The organism is Micromonospora sp. NPDC047134 (assembly GCF_040643455.1).
GTDB lineage: Bacteria > Actinomycetota > Actinomycetes > Mycobacteriales > Micromonosporaceae > Micromonospora.
This window is the reverse complement of the sequence record NZ_JBEYUI010000005.1, coordinates 262,446-269,381: the sequence shown is the minus strand read 5'-3', so window position 1 is coordinate 269,381 and position 6,936 is coordinate 262,446. Positions and strand designations below refer to the sequence as shown.

Sequence of the window (6,936 nt, the reverse complement as noted above, 5' to 3'; positions counted from 1 at the left end):
ATGATCTTTGTGTGAGAACTCAGATCATGGACAGGGTCCTCCCCATTCCGCTAGACCTCGACCACCACAAATCCCCCCGATGGTCAAAACACGAGAGTGGCGGTCCACCCCAGCGGGGTGGACCGCCACTGGCGTTGTCAGGCGGTGATGCTCGCCAGATGCTGCTTGACCTGAACGATCGTCGGGTTGGTCAGCGCGCTGCCGTCGGCGAAGCGCAGGGTGGGGACGGTCTGGTTACCCCCGTTGACGCTCATCACGAAGTCGGCCGCGGCCGGATCCTGCTCGATGTCGATCACCTCGTAGGCGATTCCCTCCCGGTCGAGCTGCGACTTCAGCCGGTGGCAGTAGCCGCACCAGGGCGTCGAGTACATCGTGAGCATGATCAGATCCTCCCAATCTCAGCCCGGCTCGGGCTATCCGCAGTAACGTCCGGGGCGGCTGAGACAATTCCCCGTTGTGGTGGTCAACTCCCCGTCCGAACGCGTGCTCGCCGGCCTGGACCCGGAGCAACGCTCGGCGGTGACCGCCCTCGCCGGGCCGGTCTGCGTACTCGCCGGGGCCGGCACCGGCAAGACCCGGGCGGTGACCTCGCGGATCGCGTACCGGGCGTTGACCGGTGAGATATCCGCCCGGCACGTGCTCGCGGTCACCTTCACCGCCCGGGCCGCCGCCGAGTTGCGGCACCGGCTGGCCCAGTTGGGGGTGGCCGGGGTGCAGGCCCGCACCTTCCACGCCGCCGCGCTGCGCCAGGTGCGCTACTTCGCGCCCCGACTGCTGGACGGGCGGGCCATGCCGGAACTGCTGGACAGCAAGGTCCGGCTGGTCACCCTGGCCGCCGCCCGGGCCGGTCTGCGGACCGACCGCACGGCCGCCCGCGACCTGGCCGGCGAGATCGAGTGGGCCAAGTCCTGCCTGGTAGAGCCGGGGGAGTACGTGGTGGCCGCGGCCAAGGCGCTGCGCGAGACCCCGCACGACCCGGCCAAGGTGGCCGAGGTCTTCGCCGCGTACGAGAAGGTCAAGCGGACCACCGGGGTGATCGACTTCGAGGACGTGCTGCGGGCTGCGGTCTGGGGGATCGAGGAGCACCCGGACGTCGCCGAGCAGGTCCGCAACCAGTACCGGCACTTCGTGGTCGACGAGTATCAGGACGTCAACCCCTTGCAGCAGCGGCTGCTGGAGGCCTGGCTGGGCGGTCGGGAGGACCTGACCGTGGTCGGCGACGCCAGCCAGACGATCTACTCCTTCACCGGGGCCACCTCGTCGTACCTGGTCGACTTCCCGCGTCGGCACCGCGGCGCGACAGTGGTCCGGCTGGTCCGCGACTACCGTTCCACCCCCCAGGTGGTCGGCCTGGCCAACGCGGTCATCTCGCAGGCCCGGGGCACGGAGGCGCGGCTGCGGCTGGAACTGGTCGGTCAGCGTCCCGCCGGCCCCGCACCGGAGCTGCGGATCTTCACCGACGAGGCGGCGGAGGCCAACGCGGTCGCGGCCCGCTGCCGGGCCCTGGTCGAGGCCGGTACGGCGGCCCGCGAGATCGCCGTGCTGTTCCGCACCAACGCCCAGTCCGAGGCGTACGAGAAGGCGCTCGCCGAGGCGGGGGTGCCCTACGTGGTGCAGGGGGCCGAGCGGTTCTTCGAGCGGCCCGAGGTGCGTCAGGCCATGGTGGCGATGCGGGCGGCCACCCGGTCGATTGCGGGGGAGACCCCGCTGGTCACCGCAGTGGTCGAGGCGCTGGCCGCGGTCGGCTGGGCGCCGGACTCACCTCCGCCCGGCGGGGCCGCCCGGGAACGGTGGGAGGCGCTGGCCGCCCTGGTAGCGCTGGCCGAGGAGTACGCGGCCAGCCCGCAACTGCTGCCGCTGGGTGCGGCGGCCACCGTGGAGCGTCCGGTCACCCTGGCCGATTTCACCGACGAGTTGCACCGGCGGGCGGCACAGCAGCACGCACCGACCGTGGAGGGGGTCACCCTGGCCTCCCTGCACTCGGCGAAGGGGCTGGAGTGGGAGGCGGTGTTCCTGGTCGGTCTGGCCGAAGGAACCCTGCCCACCACGTACGCCCGCACCCCCGAGCAGGTCGAGGAGGAACGTCGCCTGCTCTACGTCGGCATCACCCGGGCCCGGCAGTGGCTCTGGCTGTCGTACGCCTCCGCTCGCTCGCCGGGTGGTCGCGCCCGGCGGCCGTGTCGCTTCCTGCCCCAGCTGGCCCCCTCCGGCACGACGGAGCGGGCCGGCGGCACCCGCCCGGCCCCCGGTACCCCGCGGCGGGCGGTCACCCGGATCGTCTCCTGTCGGATCTGCGGTACGACCCTGCTGGCCGGGCCGGACCGCAAACTCGGCCGCTGCGCGACCTGTCCCTCCGACATCGACGATGAGCTGCACGAGCGGCTGCGCGAGTGGCGGTCCCGGGTGGCGGACACCCAGAAGGTGCCGGCCTATGTCGTCTTCACCGACGCCACCCTGGTAGCGCTCGCCGAACGGCGTCCGGGCCGGGCCGAGGAACTGGTCGCCATCGCCGGCATCGGCCCCCGCAAGTTGGGCCTGTACGGAGAGGCTGTGCTGGCCCTGGTTGAGGGCGCGGCGGTGGACGAAATCTGCCCGCAGAAAACTTTTTGAATCTGGCCGTTAATTCGTTTGCCCTCGCCCGGTCGACGGGCATAGCCTCAGAACACACCTCGCGGGGGGCCCTGTTCGGGCTGCTCAACAGGGGATTGTCCGAGTCGACCACGAGTGAACGTCAAGGAGGTGGCACCGATGGAGAGCTACATCTACACGCGTCCGACGGCGCTGCCCGTTGCCGTCGCTCCGTTGTCTGCTGCCCTGACCGTCTCCGTGGCTCCGATGTCGGCCGATCGGGTCGCCGTCGCCGCTGCGCGACCGTGGGCTCCGCAGGCGCACCGGGTCGAGGTTCAGGCCGAGCTGATCCTCGCCCCAGAAGCGAATGCGATCCAGGGGACCAGTGGCTTCACGGGCAAGGGCGTCGATGGCGCCGTCAAGCGGATGGACGTCCGCGGTGTTCCACCTCGAGGTAGACCGGTCTGACCACCAGACCACCGGCTCACCTCGAGGCCGCGGAACCCGCATACCGGGATCCGCGGCCTCAGTTCTTTTTGCACCGCCGAAGTACGTCGGACCAGCGATCCACGAGATCGAGATGAGAGAGAGGTGACCGGGAGATGACTCTGGCGTTAGCCCCGCTCGACCTGAACGTCGAGACCGAGGCGAATCTGCCCTGCCGGAAGTTCGACCCCGACCTGTGGTTCTCCGACTCACCCACCGACCTGGACGTGGCCAAGACCCTGTGCGGGGACTGCCCGCTGCGGGTCGAGTGCCTCGCCGGCGCGGTCGAGCGCGCCGAGCCCTGGGGGGTCTGGGGTGGCGAGATCTTCGAGCGTGGCGCGGTCGTTCCGCGCAAGCGGCCCCGGGGCCGCCCGCGCAAGGAGGACCTCGCCCGCGACGCCGCACTGCGGGTCGAGGCCGAGGCGCGACTGGCGGCCAACGGGCTCGCCACCTCGCGCAGCGCCGTCCGGCTGGCTGCCTGAGATGTTCCCGATCCGAATCCGTCCCGCCGGTGTCGCACCGGCCGAGAGAAAGCCGAATCCCATGCTGCCCCTGATGACCGGAGTCGCCGAGATGCAACTACTTCATGAAGCGCTGTCGAGGGCTCGAATGCTCCGGCCTCAGGCCGGTCGCACTACCACGAGCACTGAGGCAACCCGATCCGCCCGTACCGTCGCCATGGCCAGCCGTACCCGGTCGGCCCGCGAACTGGGCCTCCTGTAGTACCAGACACCGAACAACGGCGGGCGAGGACCTTGTCCTCGCCCGCCGAAGTTTGTGCGGGGCGGCGGTCAGTCGGCCTCGGCGAAGCCGGGCAGCCAGCGTTCCAGGATGCCCCGGTAGGGGGCCTCGGCCTCCAGTTGGCACAGCACCCCGATCGACCCGAGGGTCACCCGGTGGATCAGCAGATACGACGGCGGCAGGTTGAGCTGCCGACTGAACTGGTACGCCGGGGAGCGCGGATTCGCCAGCCGGGCGGCCTCGGCCCGCAACCAGGCCCGGGTGAACCGGAACTCCTCGACCGCGATCGGTTCCAGCATCGGACGTAGGAAGTCCAGCAGGGCCTGGCCGTCGACCGGAGCCTCGGAGCTGACGAAACCCTCATCCCGCAGGCCGGCCACCACCTCGTCGGCGTCGCCCCGCAGGGCCAGCCCCGCGATGCGGCCGATCGGCTCCGGAGTCCCCTCCGGCATCCGCGCCACCGCACCGAAGTCGATCACCGCGAGCCGGCCGTCCGGCAACAGCCGGAAGTTGCCGGGATGGGGATCGGCGTGCAGCAGCCCGGCCCGCATCGGGGCCGACAGGTGCAGGACGGCCATCAGCCGACCGGCCTCGTCGCGTTGCTGCTCACTGCCCTCCCGGATGATGTCGGCCAGCGGGGTGCCCTCCACCCATTCGGTGACCAGGACCCGGGGTGAGGCGGAGAACACCGTCGGCACGTAGATCTCGGGGTCGTCCGCGTACGCGGTGGCGAAGGCCCGCTGCGACTCCGCCTCCAACTCGTAGTCGAGTTCCTCGGTGATCCGCTCCCGCAGCTCGGTCAGCAGCGGTTTGATGTCCAGCCCCGGCTGGATGGCCCGGAACATCCCCCCGAGCCGGGAGAGCTGCTTGAGGTCGGCGAGCAGGGCGTCACCGGCCCCCGGGTACTGGATCTTGACCGCGACCTGCCGGGTCGTGCCGTCCGGCATCCGCCACACCGCCCGGTGCACCTGACCGATGCTCGCCGCGGCGGCCGGCGAGTCGTCGAAGCTCTCGAACCGCTCCCGCCAGGCCGGGCCGAGCTGCTCGGCCAGCACCCGGTGCACGCTGGCGGCCGGCAGCGGTGGCGCGGCCTCCTGGAGTTTGGTCAGGGCCTGCCGGTACGGCGCGGCGACCTCCTCCGGCAGGGCGGCTTCGAAGACCGACAGGGCCTGACCGAACTTCATCGCCCCACCCTTGAGCTGGCCGAGCACGCTGAACAGCTGCTCGGCCGTACGCTGCTGGATCTCCGCCGAGATCACGTCGGAGGCCAGCCCGGTGACCCGCTTTCCCATGCCGAGGACGGTCCGACCGGCGAAGCCGAGCGGCAGAGCGGCGAGCTTGGCGGTCCGGGAGACGGCGCGGCGCGGGATGTCGGTCACCTGGCCATTGTTACTGACTCGGCACCCCGACTGCTGCCGTGCGGCCGGGCTGGCTGCCCGTCGGGCGGGCACGCCAGCATCCGCAGCGGGGATGCGGCGGCCACTGGCGGCGCCGGAGATTGCCCGGGGAGGTGAGTTCGACCGCGGCCCCCAGGGTCTCCGGGGTACCCCCGTCCAGGTGCAGCAGGGCCTCACCCACCGCGAGGGCGGTGGCCGCCAACAGGTTGCCCACGGTGCCGCTGGGATTGGCCGGGCGGCTGGCCAGTTGGGCGGCCAGCGCCGGCCAGTCGGGGTCCCGGTCGGTGCGGTGCAGGTCCAGGCAGCCCAGGCAGGGCCCGTCCGGGGGCCGGACCAAGGGCCCGATCACCGGTACGGCCTCCCGCAGGTCCACCAGCAGGTGCGGTTGGCGACGTTGGGCGTGCCCGGCGGCCAGCAGCGCGGCGGGCCGGTCGGCGCCCAACTGGATCACCAGGTCGGGCCGGGGCCGTCGTTGTGGACCGGTGCTGGTGCCGGGCGCCGATCGGGCGACCGCGGCCCGCACCGCCCGGCCCAACGGTCGACCGATCTCAGCGGCCGCGATGCCGGTGCCGACCAGGTCGATCGGTCGCACCACACCGGGCAGGTCGGGATGAACGTGACCGACGCCGGCCTGGGCCAGGGCGACGGCGATGGCGGCGCCGAGCGGGCCGGTGCCGGTGACCGTGACCCGGCTGGCCAATCGGCGGCGGAGGACCTGGGCGGGAGTTCCCGGCAGCCGGGCGGCGGCCAGGGCCAGGGCGGCGGCCTCCGTGGCCAGCCGGGCCCGGTGGGGTCCGGTCAGCTCGCGGGGCAGGAGGGTGTGCATCGGCACCACCAGCCCGGCGGCCCGCAGGGCGTCCAGCAGGGTACGGGCGTGCTCCGTCCGGCTCCTGGTGCCGGTGACCACCTGCCGTTCGCTGTGCCGGCCGTCCAGCAGGTCCAGCAGCTCGGCGGCCCGGGGGTCCGCGATCTCCACCAGGACGGCTCGGTCCTGGTCGAGCCCGAGTTGCAGGGTGTGCCGGTCGCGCCAGAGGCGACTGAGCCCGGGGAGCAGGGTGGGACGGGGGGAAGGCGGAGAAGGCGGCATGGGTACGAACAGTGACCGAATCCCTGCGTTGCGTCGATCGTTGTCCACAGGTGGCCAGGGTCAGATCCAGGGCTGTCCACAGGATTTGCCGAGATATCCACAACCGGCGGGTAGCTACAGTCGGTCCTCCGACAGTCACCCACACCGACGAACGGGGGGTGGCCGCTCGGCCACCCCCCGTTCGTCGGGTGCGTACGTCAGACCTTGGCCTTGCCCAGGATGCGGTTCACTGTTGTGCCGCACACCGGACACTTGCCCTTGGCCATGTTCATGCCGGTCTTCGAGACCTCCACGCGGCCCTCGAAATCCCGCTTCTCCTTGCACTTGACGCAGTAACCGTTGTAGCTCTGGGCCTGGTCGGCCACGGTGCCCTCCTCGTCTCGTCCGCCGGTCGATACCGGTCCGGCGGGTTTCCGGCGGCGGTCGCGTACGGCGTCCGGCGCTGGTCTTTGCCGCGGTCACCCACGTGACCGCTGGTTGGCGGACCCTACCCAGGTGTGGGCGGTTCCATGTCAGCTGCGCTTTGCCACTGTGAGCAAGGCGACGTCGAGAGTGTGCACGCCAAATCGGGCCAGATCAGCCAGTTTCGCGGGGACACGCCGACCGGGAGCCCGCAATTGCGCTGGTGGTGCCAGTTGTGGCGGACCCGGGTACCCC

At 71.5% G+C, this 6,936-nt stretch carries 7 protein-coding genes; 3 read left to right on the top strand and 4 right to left on the bottom strand.

What is annotated here, in order from left to right; all coding sequences use genetic code 11:
- Positions 1 to 137: 137 nt before the first annotated feature.
- Positions 138 to 380 (bottom strand): mycoredoxin, encoded by a 243-nt coding sequence (locus ABZ795_RS10140; RefSeq protein WP_327024196.1) that lies wholly within the window; start codon positions 378 to 380, stop codon positions 138 to 140.
- Between the two features lie 76 nt (positions 381 to 456).
- On the opposite strand from ABZ795_RS10140, the gene ABZ795_RS10135 reads away from it, so the two are divergent.
- From ABZ795_RS10135 to ABZ795_RS10125, 3 genes are all read left to right on the top strand, one after another.
- Positions 457 to 2,610, top strand: coding sequence for an ATP-dependent DNA helicase UvrD2 (locus ABZ795_RS10135; protein WP_357530011.1), 2,154 nt, complete (start codon positions 457 to 459; stop codon positions 2,608 to 2,610).
- Positions 2,611 to 2,748: 138 nt separating this feature from the next.
- Positions 2,749 to 3,036, top strand: coding sequence for a hypothetical protein (locus ABZ795_RS10130; protein ID WP_357530010.1), 288 nt, complete (start codon positions 2,749 to 2,751; stop codon positions 3,034 to 3,036).
- A gap of 134 nt (positions 3,037 to 3,170) precedes the next feature.
- Entirely contained in the window at positions 3,171 to 3,536 is a 366-nt protein-coding gene (locus tag ABZ795_RS10125) for a WhiB family transcriptional regulator (protein WP_327024199.1), read from the top strand.
- Positions 3,537 to 3,845: 309 nt separating this feature from the next.
- On the opposite strand, the gene ABZ795_RS10120 is transcribed toward ABZ795_RS10125, so the two are convergent.
- From ABZ795_RS10120 to ABZ795_RS10110, 3 genes are all read right to left on the bottom strand, one after another.
- Positions 3,846 to 5,174: an AarF/ABC1/UbiB kinase family protein gene (locus ABZ795_RS10120; RefSeq protein WP_327024200.1), complete on the bottom strand. Its 1,329-nt coding sequence runs from the start codon at positions 5,172 to 5,174 to the stop codon at positions 3,846 to 3,848.
- Between the two features lie 10 nt (positions 5,175 to 5,184).
- Positions 5,185 to 6,279 carry a TOMM precursor leader peptide-binding protein gene (locus tag ABZ795_RS10115; protein ID WP_357530009.1) on the bottom strand — a complete coding sequence of 365 codons (1,095 nt, stop codon included), beginning with the start codon at positions 6,277 to 6,279 and terminating at the stop codon, positions 5,185 to 5,187.
- 197 nt (positions 6,280 to 6,476) lie between these two features.
- Positions 6,477 to 6,644, bottom strand: a complete 168-nt coding sequence (locus tag ABZ795_RS10110) for a DUF5679 domain-containing protein (protein WP_199714804.1) — start codon at positions 6,642 to 6,644, stop codon at positions 6,477 to 6,479.
- Positions 6,645 to 6,936 lie beyond the last annotated feature (292 nt).